This window comes from Paenibacillus sp. J22TS3 (assembly GCF_018403205.1).
Lineage (GTDB): Bacteria > Bacillota > Bacilli > Paenibacillales > Paenibacillaceae > Fontibacillus > Fontibacillus tuaregi.
This window is the reverse complement of record NZ_BOSF01000002.1, coordinates 519,580-536,073: the sequence shown is the minus strand read 5'-3', so window position 1 is coordinate 536,073 and position 16,494 is coordinate 519,580. Positions and strand designations below refer to the sequence as shown.

18 protein-coding genes are annotated in these 16,494 nt (G+C 48.6%); 2 read left to right on the top strand and 16 right to left on the bottom strand.

The window, feature by feature from the left end; translation table 11 throughout:
* Positions 1-157: 157 nt before the first annotated feature.
* From fabD to KJS63_RS08320, 6 genes are all read right to left on the bottom strand, one after another.
* On the bottom strand, positions 158-1,102 hold the full coding sequence (gene fabD / locus KJS63_RS08345; protein ID WP_213618709.1) for an ACP S-malonyltransferase: 945 nt from the start codon (positions 1,100-1,102) through the stop codon (positions 158-160).
* Between the two features lie 90 nt (positions 1,103-1,192).
* On the bottom strand, positions 1,193-2,182 hold the full coding sequence (locus KJS63_RS08340; protein ID WP_213618708.1) for a beta-ketoacyl-ACP synthase III: 990 nt from the start codon (positions 2,180-2,182) through the stop codon (positions 1,193-1,195).
* Positions 2,183-3,181 carry a phosphate acyltransferase PlsX gene (plsX, locus tag KJS63_RS08335; protein ID WP_068619440.1) on the bottom strand — a complete coding sequence of 333 codons (999 nt, stop codon included), beginning with the start codon at positions 3,179-3,181 and terminating at the stop codon, positions 2,183-2,185.
* On the bottom strand, positions 3,165-3,761 hold the full coding sequence (gene fapR, locus KJS63_RS08330; protein WP_082926943.1) for a transcription factor FapR: 597 nt from the start codon (positions 3,759-3,761) through the stop codon (positions 3,165-3,167). The genes plsX and fapR overlap by 17 nt, the downstream gene beginning before the upstream one ends.
* A gap of 219 nt (positions 3,762-3,980) precedes the next feature.
* Positions 3,981-4,154, bottom strand: a complete 174-nt coding sequence (gene rpmF, locus KJS63_RS08325) for a 50S ribosomal protein L32 (protein ID WP_082926944.1) — start codon at positions 4,152-4,154, stop codon at positions 3,981-3,983.
* A gap of 144 nt (positions 4,155-4,298) precedes the next feature.
* Positions 4,299-4,811, bottom strand: a complete 513-nt coding sequence (locus KJS63_RS08320; RefSeq protein ID WP_068619442.1) for a YceD family protein — start codon at positions 4,809-4,811, stop codon at positions 4,299-4,301.
* A gap of 242 nt (positions 4,812-5,053) precedes the next feature.
* On the opposite strand from KJS63_RS08320, the gene KJS63_RS08315 reads away from it, so the two are divergent.
* A complete protein-coding gene (locus tag KJS63_RS08315) occupies positions 5,054-6,283 on the top strand; it encodes a nucleotidyltransferase (protein ID WP_213618707.1) in 1,230 nt (409 codons plus the stop codon).
* Here KJS63_RS08315 and KJS63_RS08310 read toward each other — a convergent pair.
* The gene (locus KJS63_RS08310) at positions 6,270-7,301 is read right to left on the bottom strand and encodes a SepM family pheromone-processing serine protease (protein ID WP_244862536.1); all 1,032 of its coding nucleotides are present in this window, start codon (positions 7,299-7,301) and stop codon (positions 6,270-6,272) included. The genes KJS63_RS08315 and KJS63_RS08310 overlap by 14 nt on opposite strands.
* A gap of 168 nt (positions 7,302-7,469) precedes the next feature.
* Between KJS63_RS08310 and KJS63_RS08305 the strand changes: the two genes are divergently transcribed.
* Positions 7,470-8,690, top strand: a complete 1,221-nt coding sequence (locus KJS63_RS08305; protein ID WP_213618706.1) for a nucleoside recognition domain-containing protein — start codon at positions 7,470-7,472, stop codon at positions 8,688-8,690.
* An 11-nt stretch (positions 8,691-8,701) separates the two neighbouring features.
* On the opposite strand, the gene coaD is transcribed toward KJS63_RS08305, so the two are convergent.
* The 9 genes from coaD to KJS63_RS08260 all read right to left on the bottom strand — a co-directional run bounded on the left by coaD (position 8,702) and on the right by KJS63_RS08260 (position 16,272).
* Positions 8,702-9,214, bottom strand: a complete 513-nt coding sequence (gene coaD / locus KJS63_RS08300) for a pantetheine-phosphate adenylyltransferase (RefSeq protein WP_068619450.1) — start codon at positions 9,212-9,214, stop codon at positions 8,702-8,704.
* Entirely contained in the window at positions 9,201-9,806 is a 606-nt protein-coding gene (rsmD, locus tag KJS63_RS08295) for a 16S rRNA (guanine(966)-N(2))-methyltransferase RsmD (RefSeq protein WP_213618705.1), read from the bottom strand. The genes coaD and rsmD overlap by 14 nt, the downstream gene beginning before the upstream one ends.
* Positions 9,807-10,228: 422 nt before the next feature.
* Positions 10,229-10,897: a DUF2642 domain-containing protein gene (locus KJS63_RS08290; protein ID WP_213618704.1), complete on the bottom strand. Its 669-nt coding sequence runs from the start codon at positions 10,895-10,897 to the stop codon at positions 10,229-10,231.
* A 13-nt stretch (positions 10,898-10,910) separates the two neighbouring features.
* Positions 10,911-12,254, bottom strand: a complete 1,344-nt coding sequence (locus KJS63_RS08285) for an arsenic transporter (RefSeq protein ID WP_213618703.1) — start codon at positions 12,252-12,254, stop codon at positions 10,911-10,913.
* Between the two features lie 821 nt (positions 12,255-13,075).
* A complete protein-coding gene (locus KJS63_RS08280) occupies positions 13,076-13,186 on the bottom strand; it encodes a sporulation protein YjcZ (protein ID WP_213618702.1) in 111 nt (36 codons plus the stop codon).
* Positions 13,187-13,280: 94 nt separating this feature from the next.
* Positions 13,281-13,562, bottom strand: coding sequence for a hypothetical protein (locus tag KJS63_RS08275; protein ID WP_213618701.1), 282 nt, complete (start codon positions 13,560-13,562; stop codon positions 13,281-13,283).
* Positions 13,563-13,893: 331 nt separating this feature from the next.
* Positions 13,894-14,424 (bottom strand): accessory gene regulator ArgB-like protein, encoded by a 531-nt coding sequence (locus tag KJS63_RS08270; protein WP_213618700.1) that lies wholly within the window; start codon positions 14,422-14,424, stop codon positions 13,894-13,896.
* Entirely contained in the window at positions 14,369-15,073 is a 705-nt protein-coding gene (locus KJS63_RS08265; RefSeq protein ID WP_213618699.1) for a hypothetical protein, read from the bottom strand. Before KJS63_RS08265 ends, KJS63_RS08270 begins: the two co-directional genes overlap by 56 nt.
* A gap of 302 nt (positions 15,074-15,375) precedes the next feature.
* Positions 15,376-16,272, bottom strand: a complete 897-nt coding sequence (locus tag KJS63_RS08260) for a cation diffusion facilitator family transporter (RefSeq protein ID WP_213618698.1) — start codon at positions 16,270-16,272, stop codon at positions 15,376-15,378.
* Positions 16,273-16,494: the final 222 nt, after the last annotated feature.

Genomic DNA, 16,494 nt, shown 5'->3' with positions numbered 1-16,494 from the left:
GAGCTGCTTTCATTGAAGGCAGATCTAAAGCACAGCTGCAGCGAAAGACTAAAGATAACGGTGCCAAGCAGCCGCTATCCAGCTTTGGCTTACGCAGGCCTGGCTGAAAGAGATCCGAAGGCTTATGGGCACTTTTTAGACGCCTCTTAGACCCCCCTTACAGATCTTCTTTCAGCGTCCCGGCCACCTGCTCCACATGCTCCAGTGTGCTGATGTTCAGAACACGCACACCTTTGTCAATCTTCTTGATTAGTCCTGCAAGGACACTGCCCGGGCCGATCTCAACAAACGTATCGACACCTTGTTCAATCAGCCAGCGCACGCTGTCTTCCCACTGAACCGGTGAATAGACCTGCTGAGTTAGAAGGGCCGGAATATCCGCTGCCTTCTGAACCGGCTGCGCGGTTACGTTCGCTACAACCGGAGCCTTGGCATCCTCGAAGCGGACCGCAGTCAGCTTCTCCTCGAGACGCTCCGCAGCAGCCTTCATGAGCGAGGAGTGGAAAGGTCCGCTCACTTCGAGTGGAATCGCCCGTTTGCCTCCGGCTTCTTTTACCCGCTCCACGACCGCAGCGACTCCCTGCTGGGTTCCCGATACAACAATTTGACCTGGACAATTAATATTCGCCAGCTCAACCAGATGTCCGCCGGAAGTGATGTCTTGGCATAAGGCTGCAAGCGCTCCGCGCTCCGCTCCAAGCACCGCTGCCATAGCTCCCTGTCCTCCCGGTACAGCCTGCTCCATGAACAAACCTCTGGACCGGACAGTGGCTACAGCATCCTCGAACGAGAGGACCCCTGCGGCTGCCAAGGCTGTATATTCACCCAAGCTGTGCCCAGCGAAGAAATCCGGCGTTATGCCGTGTGAGGCAAAAGCGCTGTACAGCGCGTAGCTTGTAGTCAGCAGGGCCGGCTGTGTATTCGCCGTCATCTTGAGTTCAGCTTCCGGACCATTAAAGATCAGGTCACTCAGCTTGAAATCCAAGACTTCGTCGGCCTTACCGAATAATGCTGCCGCCTCCGGCAGAGCTTCATAAATATCTTTGCCCATCCCCACAGCTTGGGAACCCTGTCCCGGGAATACAAATGCTAACTTCCCCATAACGATTGCCAGCTCTCCTTATGTCTAGTCCTCTTCAGGCGGAACGACTAGCCCCAGCCAACGAGAGAACTCCTAAATTAGATATGAAAATTACCAAACAAGTACGGAGGCTCCCCAGGTGAGGCCTCCTCCAAAACCGACCAGCAGGAGGGTGTCCCCTTCCTTCATGCGTCCCTCTTCCGCAGCTTCTACCAGAGCCAAAGGAATGGATGCGGCGGAAGTGTTCGCGTACTTATCCACGTTGATCACACACTTCTCTTCCGGTAATCCAAGACGCTCCATAGCGGAATGGATAATACGGATGTTAGCTTGGTGAGGCACAAATAAATCAACGTCTTCTTTGGAAATTCCCGCCTTGCGAAGCACTTCCTCTGTAGCTGTACCCATCACCCGCACCGCAAATTTAAACACCTCGCGCCCGTTCATATAAATGAAATGCTTGCCGGAACCGACGGTATCCGCGGAAGCGGGCAGTCTGGAGCCTCCGGCTTCCAGCTTCAGCTGGGAACCCCCGGCTCCTTCCGCTCCCAGATCAAACGAGAGGAAGCCTCTTCCTGCCGGCACTTCACCCAAGACTACGGCACCCGCTCCATCTCCGAACAGCACACAGGTGTTGCGGTCCGTGTAGTCCGTAATGCGTGACAAGGTGTCTGCACCGATCACAAGCGCATTATTGTACATGCCTGTCTTGATAAAATTCGTAGCTGTGGCGAGACTGTATACAAATCCCGAGCAGGCGGCCGACAGATCAAAGGCAGCAGCCTGCTTGGCGCCGAGCCGCTCCTGCAGGAGACAGGCCGTGGAAGGGAACGTCATGTCCGGCGTTACCGTTGCCACAATGATGAGGTCCAAATCTTCCGGGGCTAGTCCAGCCGACTTCAGCGCCTTGATGGACGCCTCATAAGCCAAATCCGAGGTAGCCTGCTCCGGTGCGGCAATATGACGCTCACGGATCCCGGTGCGCGATACGATCCATTCATCGTTCGTTTCCACGATTTTCTCCATATCCGCATTGGTTAATACTTTCTCAGGCACATATTTCCCCGTACCAATAATCCCTACCGGACGAAATTTATTCACTTAATCCACTCTCTCCCTGCTGCTGAATTCTTTGGAAATTGTCTGTGTCAATTGGCTGCGCAGAGCTATCCGCGCCTGGCGGAACGCATTCTTGATCGCATCCGCATCGGACGAGCCATGTCCCTTCACGACGAGCCCGCTCAATCCGAGGAGCGGAGCGCCGCCGTGCTCTTTATAATCCATCATGCTTTTGAGGCTGCGCAGCTGAGGCATTAACACAGCAGCCGCCAGCTTGTTCTTCAAAGAGCTTGTAAATTTCTCCTTTAGAATGGAGAACAGCGCTCCAGCAGTCCCTTCCAGCGATTTAAGCAAAATATTGCCCGCAAAGCCGTCACAGACCAGGACATCACAAGCCCCAGCCAGCACGCCATGTGCTTCCACATTGCCTACGAAGTTAATCGGAAGCTCCTGCAAAAGCGGGTAGGCGGCCTTCGTAAGCTCGTTCCCCTTAATTGCCTCTGTGCCTACGTTAAGAAGTCCCACTCTGGGCTTGTCTATTCCATGAACCTGCTGCCGGTATACACTGCCCATTAGCGCATATTGGGCCAAGTGCTCCGGCTTCGCGTCCATATTGGCTCCCAAGTCCAGCGCCAGTACACCTCTACCGTCAACTGTAGGAATCATTGGCGCAAGAGCCGGACGTTCAATGCCTTCCATCCGTCCAACCACAAGCAGCCCCGTAGTCATTAAAGCCCCGGTGTTCCCCGCCGAAATCATTGCGTCCGCCTCGCCCTCGCGAACCATCCGTCCCGCAACGACCATGGACGAATCCTTCTTTCGGCGGACAGCCTTTACCGGTTCGTCCTCCCCGCCAATCACTTCCGAGGTATGGCGGATGCTCAGGTTGGCCGGACGTTCTGTAAGCAGGCTCTCAATCCGCTCTTGGTCGCCAACCAGGACAATCTGAATATCGCTCCATTCTTTGGCTGCGGCCAGCGCCCCCTGCACGTTACATTCGGGCGCATGGTCACCCCCCATGGCATCAATAGCTATCAACATGCTTAGTTCCCCCTTCGCTGTGTTCCTCTTTCCCGGAACGGTAAATGACGAAGTTGCCCTGGAAGACCATTTCTTCACCCACATAGGTGAATACCTCCACCTTGGCTTTTCCTTTATTGCCCGGCTCGGAACGGACATAGGCCTTGGCAATGCATTTCTCCCCGAGATGAACCTGTCTGACAAACCGGATATCTGCGGATGAGGTCAGAGCGATCTCGTCGTTAATCACGGCTACAGCAAGGGAGTTAGCTTGGGCGAACACATGGTGTCCCCGGGCAATTCCGGTTCTGGAGAACACATGCTCTTCACGTATTTCAAAAATGGATATTCCGCTCTTGTCGAGCTGCAAATCTACGATATCCCCGATAATTTCATGCAGCGGCAGAGACCGCACCTGGTCATAGCTTCGCTCAGCCATCAGCTTCATCCGTTCACGAAGCTCGGGAATCCCAAGCTCAAGACGGTCCAAACGGATGGTCTGGATGCTGACTTTCAGCTGCCGGGTCAATTCCTGGTCTGTAATGAACGGATTATCTTCAATCATTCTCACGAGCTGCTGCTGCCTCGCCCGCTTGGGCAAACGTTCGATAAGAATCGCCCCCTGCTTGATCTATAGTAAATGTAAGATTCTATTATTCCGGTGATCTCTTTAGAACCAGGTACTAAGCTCCAGTATAAATCATCCGCATTTAAAAAGAAAGATAATCCCTCTGCCGCAAGAGGAATTCTGCAAATCACCTGTTTTCTCCAAAAAAAATAGCACCCCATCCAAGATGTAGGTACTACTTTGATTGTTTGACTATGCTTTGATAATTTCTCTTGCTTTGTATGTTCCGCATACTTTGCATACGTGGTGAGCAAGCTTCAATTCTCCGCATTGTTCACATTTTACCATGCCCGGCACAGCCAATTTGAAATGAGTACGACGTTTGTCACGACGTGTTTTGGACGTTCTCCGTTGAGGTACTGCCATGGTTCCCACCTCCTTATTCAAGTCAACCTTGCCATATCCTTGCTGCAAGAGCAGTTAGGTATCAGACTTTGTTAGATATGTGAAAGTTAAGATGAACTTCATCCTCCCCATATCACAAGAAAAGCTAAACGCTGTTCTCTTTCATTACTGTTTAAAGAAATCCTTGAGTGCCGCAAGCCGCGGATCAACCACTTCTCTGTCACAGCCGCATTCGCGTTCATTCAAATCGGTTCCGCATGTCGGGCAAAGCCCCTTGCAATCATCCTTGCAGATGGCTGCAAAAGGAAGATTAAGCAGCAGATCTTCTTCTATGAAAGGAACAAGATCAACGTCATCCTCTGCAATGTAGCGGATATCGTCTTCCTCATTCTGCACATCTTCCGCATTCTCGCTATACTTAAACCGTTCCTCAAAACCGATACCGATCTGTTTCTTCAAAGGCTTCAGACAGCGGGAGCACGTCATGTCCAATTCCGTGGACAGATTGCCCTGTACATGCACTTCATTATCGCCCAAATAAACAGCCTTTAGATCGGCTTGAAGGGGGCTTATACGGGTAATATCCTTGCGGTCCTTGGCAACATGCCGGACATCCAATGCCTCATGGAGTTCCACAGGGCCGTCGGTGGACGCCATCTTACGAAATTGAAAGTGCATATCCATCACTCCAAACAAACAAAAATTATTATACCGATTTCAAGAGAGTTTTGTCAATATCATAAACTTGACTCCCCCTTTTATTATACGGCAATTCCAGACATTCTACCCATCCCCGGCAGGAATATAAACCCTCCATTTGGAACAAGTCTGTAAATTATACCATGTTTATTCGGTAAAACATGCAGTTCATGATATTATTTCTAATACTTATTACCTTTTCTCCAAGGGGGGCCCAGATTTTGAGTATTGTCGGTTTAATCGTAGAATATAACCCGCTTCATAACGGGCATCTCTATCATTTCAACCGGGCGAAGCAGGAAACCGGGGCTAAGGCGGCTATCGCCGTCATGAGCGGCAATTTCCTGCAGCGGGGTGAACCGGCTGTCGTCTCCAAGTGGGCACGGACGGAAATGGCACTGGCCATGGGGGCGGACCTGGTCATTGAGCTGCCCGTAGCTTACGCCGTACAGCCGGCGGAGTGGTTCGCCTACGGGGCGGCTGCGCTGCTGAACGCGACCGGTCTGGTCACGCACCTGGTATTCGGCAGCGAGGAAGGCGGGACTGACAAGCTGCAGACCCTCGCTGGGGCGCTTGCGGAGGAAAGCGGCCCCATGCGCCAGGCCGTGGCGGAGGAGCTCGCCACGGGCGCCAGCTACCCCGCCGCCTACGCTGCGGCGGCGGAGAGGACTCTCGCGGGCGGCGCAGCCGAAGGCGCCCGCGAGCTCTTGAGGCAGCCCAACAATTCGCTTGGGCTGCATTATATGATCGCACTGCGCCGGCTTGGCAGCGCGATCCAGCCCTTAACGATCCGGCGCGAAGCCGCCGGATACCATGATGCGCAGCCGGGCGAGGGGTCCATCGCCAGCGCGACCGCCATCCGGCGGCTGATTCTGGCCGGGGGACTGCCAGAGGCAAGTCCCTACATGCCGGATTATGCCGCCGGTATCCTGGCCCGCGAGATCGCCGCGGGCCGTGGGCCGGTGACCTGGGAATCGCTTCGCGGGCCGCTTTTTTATCAGCTTCTGACCAGCCCGGCTGAAACGCTCTCCCATATCCATGAAATGACCGAAGGACTTGAATACCGGATTAAGAAGGTGCTGCCTTCCCTGAACCAGCCGACCGTCGCTCATCTGCTCGAGGCGCTCAAGACCAAGAGATATACCCATACGAAGCTGCAGCGCCTGCTGGTCCATGTACTGCTCCAACATAGGAAAACGGCTTTCACCAGGGAAGCACTTGCGGAGGGACCCGGCTACCTCCGGGTACTCGGATTCTCAGAACAAGGACGTGAGCTCCTGAAACAAATGAAAAAGACGGCCTCGCTGCCCATCCTCACGAGACCGTCCACGTTATCCCATCCCCAGCTGGAGCTGGATCTTGCCGCCTCCGCTGTCTATGCGGGCGCCTTTAACGATTATGCTACTGACCAGATCTTCCGGGATTACCGTCAGCCGCCTATCCGGCTTTAGCCTTCAGTTTGCTGAGATAATCCAAGGCATCATCCACCGTTTTTACAGGAACAAGCTTCATAGATGTGCCGATTTCCTCTGCTTTCTTCTTCGCATCCTTGTAGTTATCCTCTGGAACGAAGAAGATTTCTGCCTTCTCCCGGTCGGCGGCCACGATTTTGAACTGCACTCCGCCGATCGGACCTACTGTCCCATCCGTTGACATGGTTCCCGTCCCCGCAATCCGGTATCCCTTGCTCAAATCTCCCGGGGTAAGCTGGTTGTAAATTTCCAGCGTGAACATTAAACCGGCTGAAGGACCACCCACCTGGGTGTGCGCAAATTCGACCTGCTGCTTCGGATCAACGGACTTCACTTTTCTAAGCTCTCCGATGTTCAGGCCAAACCCTGCTCTATTCCCTCCAGTTGTCGGGTCCTTAAGCGGGATCAATTCCGCCTGCTCACTCAGCGTCTTCCCATCCCGCTCCAGCTCTACGGATACACGGTCCCCAGCCTTCTTTGTCTTCAAGATTCCTGAAAGCTGTTCGAACCGGGTCAGCGCCTGACCATCCACTTTCCGGATAATATCTCCTGGGGCAAAATCCCCTTTCGGAGGGTTAGATTTGGATAAGGACACGACAAATACATATTCGGATACGATGTTAAAAGGAACCTTCGCCTTGTGATATGCGGCCGCCATCGCGCTGGACTGGGAATCACTCATATAATAAATCTGCTGGGTTTCATATTCCTTGCCCCCCTGCTCGGGCGTCTTGCGGACGATCTGGGCCTGGCTGTTGAATTGGGACGCGATAAGTGCCGCAACGTTGGCGTACGTCACCGATACAGTAGTCATCATAAATGTCCCTTTTTCTTCGGGATCGCCCCCCGCTACCCGGATCATGGGTTTGATTTCTTCAGCTGATCCCGGCTGATTCACCATATAAGGAGTAGGCATGAATACAACCACATACACCATAACCACCAGCAACATTACATAGAGTAACGACTTAAATATCCTCGAGTTTCTCTGCTGCACTGTGTATTCCTCTCCCTCAAATAGTGCCTTATGGAACAAGCCTGGTCTGTTCCGGGCTCTCCATGCATAAATTATATTTGTACTAGCCTTTTCAATTTCATCCGTGAATACCGCAGACAAGCCCTACACGGCTGCTCTATATCTATTCATATAAGAGGTGAAGCATTCATGAACGGACAACAACAGCCGAGAGGCCGGCTGTGGGTTACTATTCTATTCGGCGGCGGAGCCATTCTGCTCGCAGCCAGTATCGTCAAGTCCCCCGGCGCCGCGTTCGACGCCTCACTTCAGGGTCTGACCCTGTGGTGGAGAATCGTATTTCCCGGGCTGCTTCCCTTCCTGGTATTATCCCAAATCTTAGTCGCTTATGGATTGGTGCATGTTCTGGGTACACTGCTGGACCCTTTGCTTCGCAAAGGGTTTGGTGTGCCTGGCGTGGCCGGATGGGTCATTCCTCTCGGTCTGATCGCCGGATTCCCCTCCGCTGCCGAGGCATCCGCCCAGCTGTACGCTCAGGGACGATTAAGTGCCAGACAGGCCGGGATGCTGGCTTCAGCCGCTCATTTCTGCAGTCCCATGTTGATCATTGTTGTCATCGGCACCGGGTTCCTTCATAATCCGGCACTCGGCCTGCTTCTTGCCGCTGTTCATTCCGTGACAGGCCTGGCTGCCGGAATGACTCTCCATGTGATCCTATCACGCCGGGACAAAAAGCGGTTGAATCCTCCACCCCTTACATCTGATCAGGATAGGCACCATTCCCGCTCTCTTCTCCAAAGTATTGAAGAAGCCCGTCAGGCAGACGGGCGCAGTTTTGGCAAGCTCCTAGGCGATACGGTTGCTTCTTCCGTTCAGACCTTAATGATGATCGGCGGGTATATGCTGATATTTGCCGTTGCTGCCCGTATGATTCAGCTCTATATTCCAGGCCTTGGTTCTCCGCTCGGGCTTGCGGGAATCCTTGAGGTTCACTTAGGCAGTTATGCCGCCGCAAATGCGGAGTTCTCTTCCCCTTCATTCCAAGCCGCTCTGCTGGGAACCATCCTGGGATTCAGCGGTCTATCGTCTTATTTGCAGGTTAGAGCTGTTCTGGGTCCAGCGGGAATTGGCACAGGCCTGTTTCTGCTTACCCGAATGCTGCACGCCATCTATGCCTTCGGTCTAACCCTGCTTTGCTGGAAACCTCTCTCCAGCCTTTTCCCCGGTGCTGCACCCGTGTACAAAGAGGCTGCACCTGCAGCAGCTTCGGCGGACAGCTTGAACAACATTTTGGAATGGCCATATATTCTTAGTATGGTAAAATGGCAGATCGGTATCCTGGCCCTGTTCACGGCCAGCCTTCTGGTCTTCACTCTGATTTGGCGGTTTCACAGACGGGCAGCCCGATAATCAGCTGTCTGTCATTTTTTCGCAGCCGGAGCATATTTGCGCCGAAGAGCTTCCTCTACTTCAGGAAGCACCAAATCCACGACTTCCCCCTGAAAACGGGCAATTTCCTTCACCACGCTGGAGCTCAGATAGCTGTATTTGGGGTTGGTCATCATAAATATCGTCTCAACCTCACTGTTAAGCTTATGATTAATGGAAGCCATCTGCATCTCGTACTCGAAATCGGTAACTGAACGCACACCCTTCACAATGACATGGGCTTGCTTCTGCACCATATAATTTACGAGCAGATCACTGAAGCTGTCCACTTCAACATTAGGCACATCCCTTGTGGCCTGCTGCAGCAGTTCCTTTCTCTCTTCCATCGTAAACAAGGGATTCTTGCTTGAGTTGTTCAGTACAGCGACAATCAGCTTGTCGAACTGTCTGGCAGCCCGGTGAATAATATCCATATGGCCCATAGTTACCGGGTCAAAGCTCCCGGGGTATACGGCTATGCGCAGATTATTATTAGATTCCGTCATGGTGTTCTTCCTCCTGGCTCTCGTCCGCAGAATTAGCGTTAAGCCTATACTTATAGACCGAAACGGCTGTCTCGCCGTACTCAGCTTTACGCAACCGGTTGAATTTACCGAAATGCTCCGGATACTCAAATGAAGATTCATATTCCAGCACAATCGTGGCCTCATCCTCCAGGAGACCAAGCTCGTCCATTTTTCCCATTAGCTTGTCTCCGGATTTCAGCCGGTATGGGGGATCGAGAAACACAAGATCAAAAGCTGCCTCCCGTTTGGCCAGCGCCTTAAGCGCTCGCTCGGCATCATTCTTGTAAACCTCTGCCTGATTCTCCAACCCTGTGGCCTTGAGATTAGCTTTAACGACCTCAAGACTCTTATATTCAAGATCGATGAATACTGCACGGTCCATCCCCCGGCTTAATGCCTCGATTCCAAGCCCGCCGGTTCCGGCGAACAGATCAAGCACTTTCCCTCCATCAAAATAAGGGCCAATCATACTAAAGATGGCCTCCTTCACCTTGTCCGTTGTCGGCCTTGTCCCCGTACCGGGTACAGCCTTCAGCGGCCTGCCTTTGGCAGTTCCTGATATTACGCGCAAGCTTCTGTCACACCCTATCTTTTCGTCACATGCCGTGTCGCTTTTTTTATGACGATATCGTACCATACTCCTACCGTATTGAAAAACTGATTCCACACACATTCCCTTTTTTTATAAGATGCAGGTATAAAAAGGGCAAACGCGGACACAATAAAGATATCGACATCACAAATGTCGTAGACAACCGCGGAGAAGACTTACGTTTCCCCATAAGCTCTTCGTCCGGTTTCTCCTCTCCCATGATGGGGATCTCGTAAGAGATCCCCGGACAAAAGCCTTTGTATCGTGCATTTGTACGAAGGCTTTTGTCTTTTTTTGTGATTTGGGACGAACTGGAACGAAATAAAAAAGACTCGGATAATACATCCGAATCACTCAAGACATGCTTCTTAATGAGCATGTTAGCATGGTCTACTTCTAATTCATTTATTAGGAAAATGAATGGTCATGATATGATCACCATGGATAAAATTAATATTTCCACTAGCATCGATCATTTCAAGTATATTATTCTCTAAAGTTTTTAACAGGCCTGCGTGACAGGGCTTCTCACCCAGATTTACAATGATGAGTTCACCTTCTAATTTCTTGATTTGCTGGTCTAAAGCTCGGGATACAGGCAGTGCGGCCGGCTGAACAGGAAAATGGTCTTGGCTTAGATCGAATGGAGTTTTATTGGGAGGGTAAGGGATTAAGTATTTAACATGATTAATAGCTACATATACACTGCCATATACTGGAGAGAAGAAAATAAAATAATCGTTCATTATGCCGGTCAAGTATCCGTGTATGGAACGTTTGTTGCCAATGGATACTTCAGTGAACATCCCTCTGGAATTCATCAGCATTTTTCGATATGAAATTTGATCCTGTTCGGGCAAAGAATTACGGCTTGAATCATACAGTTGAAGATCAGCCGAAGCCAGATTCAAATGCTGCAGATGGTGAATGGGGATATAAATGAATTTTGATTCCGAGAATAATACTAATATGTCGCTTCCCATGTCAATTAATTCGCCAATGATACGTTCAGTGCATCCAGACAACTCAAGCTCCACGGTTTGATTTAACCATTTCTTAAAAACCTGCATCCTCATCCTCCTCTCAAAGCAGGAATTGTGTCCATACATATAAGGACATCAGACTAACAATCAAACCAATAGGTATCACGATTAAGGTTACTTTCATATACTGTTTCCAGGTAATGGGGACATGATTACTCCTAAGGATATACATCCACAGTAATGTGGCCAGGGTGCCTACAGGTGTTAACAATGCTCCTATATCACTTCCCATGATATTAGCCAAATACGCGAGTTGAAGAGGCTGTTGTCCTAACCCCATATCCGTCACTGCAAAAGTGCCAATCATAACCGACGGAAGATTGTTAACCAGATTCGAAAGAAGTGTTAGCATCAGACCGGAAGCGGCTATTAAACTTGCTTCGCTCTTCTCAGCAAATGGTTGTAATAAAGTTATCAGCCATTCTGTCATCCCGGCACGATGAAGGCTATTGACGATGACATAAATGCTGAATGCAAACAACAGAATATGCCAAGGTGTTTGTATCACAACATCACGGATACCCTTCCTTGTTCGATACCATCTAACCGCAATCATGAGTACAACTCCAGTTAATGCGACGAGCTCAATAGGAATTCCCAAATCCTCGGCAAGAAAAAATCCCCCACGAATAAAAACAACTATACCTATACAAACTCTGAACAGCCACCAGTCTACTTTATTACTAATCTCATGGTTATGCAGCAGAGGGTGGTTCCCTGGCTGTAATGAATATCTGATCGGATTTTTGCTGATTTTGCGGGGAATATCCTTTTGAAAATAGAGATACAAAAGTACGGAAATACATAAGATACCCATCATAGAGGGGACAAACATCATGACGGTATATTGGTTTAGATCCAGTCCAACGATGCGGAGTGCTATTAGATTTGCCAGATTGCTTACTCCTATAGGTGCGCTTGATACCGTAGCAATCAGTGCTCCAGAGAACAAATAGGGGATTTTTTGCTTCGATTTCAACTCCAGAATGTTACCAATTTGGATAATGATAGGTGTAGTTATGAGTATACTGCCGTCATTATTGAAGAAGAGGGTCATAAGAAAGCAGAGAAGGAGAATTAGCCAGAAGAGCTTTACACCTGAGCCTTTAGCTCTCTCAACCAGATTAAAAGCCACCCAGCGGAAGAAGCCGATGCTCTCAAGTATAATGGACATAACAATGGTAGAAAGAATTGTGACCGCGGCTCCAGATACAATTCCTAATACTTCAAGGATATGCTTGTAACTTACTACACCAGCCAAGATGAGAATGAGTGCCCCTAGTGATGTTGGGATCGATTCATTAATTCTCCCGGGACGCCACATGAGGAGAATAACGGTGCATACAAAAACTCCGAATGTGATCCATTGCTGATAGTCCGGCATTATTGCTGCTCACCCCCCAAGGGGAGAACGTCAGATAAAGGCGCTAGTTTTTGGGGTGTGGCCTTTACGATTTTAGCTGGGAGAATGAGCCAATATAGCGGTATACCTAGAAGAATGCAGTATATATAGAGATACATTTCCTCTTCCTCCCTTCACGCTGTTATCAAGGTACAGTTCCCCTTCTTTTTTTAAGGTTCCTCCATACTCGTCATTCATGTCCACCTCTAATGTATTCATATGTGACAGGGATGGGAAAGGAACTAGCCATATATGCTGATTACTAACAAAACCCTCAAACATCTAATATCAATAACCTATTCCATTCATAGTTTAATATAGGAATTTTTATAATATTTTTTGATGTGGTTTTCGTCCATACGCTTCCTCGGCCAAGAGCATTTATTATATTGTACAATTACAAATCATTGAAGGGAGATCAGGCATATGGATCATTCTTTTCACAAGGCAGTACACAAATACAGAAAACATGCAAAAGAAGCTCGGAAGCATTTTAGACATGTCAAAGACAAAGCATTAGGGGAAGGCCTGATAGGATTAAGCAAAAGCCTCAACCAAATCAATACAAAGTTAAACGTGATCAATAAAAAATTAGACAGACTCAAAAATCGGTATTATTAAACCTTAATATGAGTAAATACTCTGAGAAGCTGTCATACAGCTTCTTTTTTCATTCTTTTTACCGACCCATGCCGCCCTATTACACGCTCTCAGATCTTCGCCAGACTAATACACCCAACACAAAATCCCCGCCAGGCTTACCACGCCTAACAGGGATTTGTGTCAAAATCACTTGGATTTAATTAGTACAGGATAGAACGGGAAACGATCACCAGCAGAATGAACAGTACCAGGATTGCGCCAGTTGAAGTAAACATTCCTCCGCCGCCGTATCCGCCACCTACTTCGCTCATTTGTGAAAACCTCCTCTATGCTAAGAATACAATTCATTGTATTCTCAGCCCTCACCCGAAGCTTGGACGCCAGTCCAACTTTGATTTATTTTTATCAATCTCTTGTCCAATACTCTGCACGACTTCGTTGTTCTCGTTCCAGGCCACCTTCAGACTCCTGCTCCCAGCCTTGAACAATCCGCACAGACTCGGTGTAAGATTTGTTCTCCCATGAAATATAATGATGGTTCTCCAGCCATAACAGGGCATTCTCTATCTCTGAGCTTCGGTGTCTGCCCGTAAGACGCTGAAGCTCGCGCATTTCAGGCATCTTCCGGTATTTCAGCGAATAGTTGTACATAATTCTAAGCAGTTTTCTTTCAAAATCAGGGAGCATAGCTTCGACCTCCTCTTCGTCCTTCTCAATTCCATACTCCTAGGCCTCCGTTAAATTATACAGGAACATATGTTCTAATTTCAATCAAAAGAAAGGGCCCTGTTCATACCGAACATTGGCCCTTCCTCATTATATATTTATCTCTTGACTGAACATGCTGAAACACGGAGCCTTTACACATAAACCGGGTTCGCAGGATACGGAATTCAAGACTTAGTCTTCTTCAGTTCTTTCGGGAGCCGCGGGGCTCCGATTAGGCTTTTATTGCTAGCGGCAGACTTCATTGCACTTCTCTCTAACAATTCAGATAATTTCCGGGCCAAAGACTGCTTCATTCAGAATCACCTCCTTTCCATAAAGGAAGGAGAAGAATAGCTTGCACCGCACAGGACCATGCGATTTCAGAAGACTGAATTAGGAAATTAGCTGCTACTAACATGCAAGATATTATTTTTAAATAAGGATCTATAGCAGATGGGTTGCGTTCTTCAAAAATATTCGGAGAATACAGCAGAAACAGTACAACTGCTATCCCGGTGACCATCAGAGTCATACTCGTGTCCAAAGGAACAAAAGGAATCAATACAAAGAGAAGTGAAGAAACGATCGTACAGGCGGTCAGCGATCTCATGTGTACGCCTCCGGAATACCGTCTGACAATATAAAAGGCAGCTAAAGCGGTTATACTTTCCGGCAAAATACCGCAAGCCCATCCGAGCATAATGGTAAGCAATAACGCACAGAGAGTATTTAACCAGATTCCCAGCTGATACTCCATGACTTCAAGGCTTACCGGCCCATGCGGATCACTTTGCTTTATTCTCCTTGAGATATGCTTCGACAATGCTTCTAACACCTTCATAATCGCTCCTTTGGGAGAGGAAATAGGAAATGCTGAAGGTTACGAAAGCCATGATGATGAAACCTAATGAATCCACAGTATACAGAAAAAAGCCAACCAGAAATATCGTTACTGATGATATAGTCGCTGCAACCAGTAAAGATTTATTTTCGCCTGGGTAGGAGTCTGTAGAACTCTCGTGGTGGGAGCGGATGAACGAAAACCCGAGTCGAAATGCCTTCAAGAAGATGGCGATGCCATATGCGGCAAGAATTGAGCTGATTTGGATAATATACACAGGAACTCCGTCGGTCTGGTTAAAGACACTATTGTATAACACCCCAACCAAGTTATAGATATAATAGATCGTCAGCTGAAGAACCATATAAGCAGAAATACCTGCCCCGGCAACAAAAGCCGACAAATTGAATTTTAATTTATAAACGTACTTTAGAAAAATAATAAAAAAGAGATACTGCAAAGGCAGGTCCAACTGGGGTAATCCGATGACTAGTCTCATGATAAATGAATATAATGCGATAAATATCACAAATAAAGCCACTTTATAACGATGGTCCCACAAAGGGAGCTTGTAAAGGGAGATGATCAAGCCAAACATGGCGAGCGCGTCAAATATGCTCAGACCAAAATAAATAAACGAAGACAGCAATTACTGCACCACCCTTTACTTTATAACTAAATTATAGGGAAGTGCGAAGGAAAGTTCTAGTACTTTTGGGATACTAAATTCGAAATCTAGTAAATTATTTTTAAAAGTCTCTTCCCGCAATATGGGTATTATTGTATAATTAGTTAACATTTAAACGGGGAGTGATTATCTGTGAAAAGATTAGACTCGTTCGAAAGAATCCTCATGCTTTTTGCCGCGATCATCATCCTCTTTATCATCTGCTCCTGTGCGGCGTTCTTATATTTCTCCTCCCAAATCTCCCCTTGACCCGATCTAGCCTTCTAGGCTAAATGATCCTGATACCACGGATTGATGTGCACCATAACTTCCTCAACATAATCCACTTCCCGTTTAACGGTATTCCTGATTTCCTTACTCACATCGTGTCCTTGCTGCACCGTCATGTCACTAGGGATGCTCACCCGGACATCCACAATAATATAATTGCCAAGCTCCCGTGCGCGGATCCGGTCGATCCGTTTGACGTGCTCAATTCCGCTCACAATGCTTCGGATTTGCTCGATTTGTGCTTGGGAAATATTCTTCTCCATCAGGATATCCACGGATTCCTGTCCCATCTTGTAAGCCAGCTTAAGCACGAAATAAGATACGATCAGCCCCGCAACCGGGTCACCGTACTTGGTTAGTGGAATGTTGTAATAATCTCCAAGCAGGGCAATCCCGATCCCCGCACATGCCGCCACTGAGGCATAGACGTCCGCCAAATGATCATAAGCTGTAGCGGTCAGGCTCTTGCTGTTCTCCGTTCTGCCGATCCGGATACAGTATACATATAGAATCTGTTTCCATACCAGAGATACTGCTGCAGCTATCAAAGCAATAAAGCTTGCTTCGGCGGCCGGAACGAGAAAAGCCTCAACTGATTTGACAATCATTAATACGGCCGCAGCCGCAAGAATAATGGCGACCACGGCGGAAGCAAGTACCTCTGCCTTGCCATGCCCATAGGGATGATCCTCATCCGCCGGCTTCTTCGAAATCCTAGTTGAAGTTAGCGCTGCGAATGTGGCCACCACGTCGCCGGCATTATGTATCCCGTCTGCGATGAGAACCTGACTGTTGAACAGAACGCCAACCAAAATTTTGACCCCGGTTAGAAATAAATTGCTGATCAGACTGATCCACACTGCAATAAAGGTTTTGCTTGCTGCCTGCATCTTATATACCGCCTTATTCAAATATTCCAAGACATGAAGATGACGCCCGCTTTCAATCCACATGTCTTCCCGCGCTTTTTAATTCAGCCCATTTATCTTAACCAAAGATATCGAGTGGGTCTAGAGAAACAGTGTTGTCGTTGTCCCTAAACAAAAGGTTATTGCAATAATTTTTCTCTAGAGAAACTTTTCTGGTCAAATTCAAACCTGGGTTAGAGCAGC

Coding starts and splice junctions, on each gene's coding strand:
- fabD (WP_213618709.1), bottom strand. CDS start 1,102: ATGGGGAAGTTAGCATTTGTATTCCCGGGACAGGGTTCCCAAGCTGTG.
- plsX (WP_068619440.1), bottom strand. CDS start 3,181: ATGTTGATAGCTATTGATGCCATGGGGGGTGACCATGCGCCCGAATGT.
- rpmF (WP_082926944.1), bottom strand. CDS start 4,154: ATGGCAGTACCTCAACGGAGAACGTCCAAAACACGTCGTGACAAACGT.
- KJS63_RS08320 (WP_068619442.1), bottom strand. CDS start 4,811: ATGCACTTTCAATTTCGTAAGATGGCGTCCACCGACGGCCCTGTGGAA.
- KJS63_RS08305 (WP_213618706.1), top strand. CDS start 7,470: ATGAACGGACAACAACAGCCGAGAGGCCGGCTGTGGGTTACTATTCTA.
- coaD (WP_068619450.1), bottom strand. CDS start 9,214: ATGACGGAATCTAATAATAATCTGCGCATAGCCGTATACCCCGGGAGC.
- KJS63_RS08290 (WP_213618704.1), bottom strand. CDS start 10,897: ATGCAGGTTTTTAAGAAATGGTTAAATCAAACCGTGGAGCTTGAGTTG.
- KJS63_RS08285 (WP_213618703.1), bottom strand. CDS start 12,254: ATGCCGGACTATCAGCAATGGATCACATTCGGAGTTTTTGTATGCACC.
- KJS63_RS08280 (WP_213618702.1), bottom strand. CDS start 13,186: ATGAGCGAAGTAGGTGGCGGATACGGCGGCGGAGGAATGTTTACTTCA.
- KJS63_RS08275 (WP_213618701.1), bottom strand. CDS start 13,562: ATGCTCCCTGATTTTGAAAGAAAACTGCTTAGAATTATGTACAACTAT.
- KJS63_RS08270 (WP_213618700.1), bottom strand. CDS start 14,424: ATGAAGGTGTTAGAAGCATTGTCGAAGCATATCTCAAGGAGAATAAAG.
- KJS63_RS08260 (WP_213618698.1), bottom strand. CDS start 16,272: ATGCAGGCAGCAAGCAAAACCTTTATTGCAGTGTGGATCAGTCTGATC.